Source organism: Mesorhizobium sp. M7A.F.Ca.CA.003.01.2.1 (genome assembly GCF_003998945.1).
In the GTDB taxonomy this organism is placed as follows: domain Bacteria; phylum Pseudomonadota; class Alphaproteobacteria; order Rhizobiales; family Rhizobiaceae; genus Mesorhizobium; species Mesorhizobium ciceri.
Genome location: NZ_RZRA01001260.1, coordinates 1 through 1,224, shown reverse-complemented (window position 1 = coordinate 1,224; position 1,224 = coordinate 1). Strand labels below are relative to the sequence as shown.

The 1,224-nt window shown below is 63.2% G+C and carries 2 protein-coding genes; both read right to left on the bottom strand.

Annotated elements, in window-relative coordinates; all coding sequences use genetic code 11:
• A partial coding sequence (locus tag EN969_RS31780) for a DUF1697 domain-containing protein (RefSeq protein WP_164758699.1) occupies positions 1 to 474 on the bottom strand: 474 nt, incomplete at its 3' end.
• Between the two features lie 11 nt (positions 475 to 485).
• Positions 486 to 1,224, bottom strand: a 739-nt coding sequence (locus EN969_RS31775; protein WP_127419769.1) for a CTP synthase, incomplete at its 5' end; no start/stop codon positions are given.

Genomic DNA, 1,224 nt, shown 5'->3' with positions numbered 1-1,224 from the left:
GCGCTTGTGATTCATCGCCGCAAGCAGCCGCGAGCTTGGCCTCTCGCGCGAAAAGACGACCCAGATGTCGCCGCCGACCGAAGTCACTTTTTCATCCTCGCCGGCATAGGCCTGGAGCCCCGTCACGGCCTCCACGGGCGCAGGCTTGCGCATCACCCGTACGGCCACCTGATCGCCTGCTTTGGCCGAATCGGCCGGGAACGGATTGCCGGCGGCAAGCTTCAGCCAGTCCTTGGCACCACGCACGATGATGTCGACATGGCGGCCGAAGGTTTTTTCGAAGGCTGCCTCCAGCCGCTGTTCAAGGTCGGCAATATCAGTTGCCGGCGCCTCGAAGACCAGATTTCCGGTCGCCACCAGGGTGCGCGGGTTCTTCAGCCCGAGATCTTCCGCCATGGCCTTGAGATCGGCCATGACGACCCGGCGGCCCTCGCCCAGAATGATGCTGTAAAGCAGCGCGACATAGGTCTGCATGGCCGACCGGCCTACACCAGCCGGCTCTGCTCCACCGCTGCCTCGATGAAACTGGCGAACAGCGGATGCGGGTCGAGCGGCCGGCTTTTCAGTTCCGGATGATACTGCACGCCGATGAACCAGGGATGGTCCGGGTATTCGACCGTTTCCGGCAGCACGCCGTCGGGCGACATGCCGGCGAACACCAGGCCGCAATCCTCAAGCCGCTCCTTGTAGTCGACATTGACCTCGTAGCGGTGGCGATGGCGCTCGGAAATCTGAGTGTCGCCGTAGATCTCGGCGATCTTGGAGCCCTTGGCGAGCTCGGCCTGATAGGCGCCGAGCCGCATCGTGCCGCCGAGATCGCCGGTTTCGCGGCGCTTCTCCAGCATGTTGCCTTTCAGCCATTCGGTCATCAGGCCGACGACCGGTTCCTCGGTCGGACCAAACTCGGTCGAAGACGCATGCTCGACGCCGGCCAGCGACCGCGCCGCCTCGATGCAGGCCATCTGCATGCCGAAGCAGATGCCGAAATACGGCACTTTTCGCTCACGCGCGAACTTCGCCGCCAGGATTTTGCCTTCCGAGCCGCGCTCCCCAAAGCCGCCGGGAACCAGGATGCCATGCACCTTTTCCAGCCACGGCGTCGGATCCTCCTTTTCGAAGATCTCCGATTCGATCCAGTCGAGCTTGACCTTGACGTGATTGGCCAGGCCGCCATGCGACAGCGCCTCGATCAGCGATTTGTAGGCGTCCTTGAGGCCGGTATAT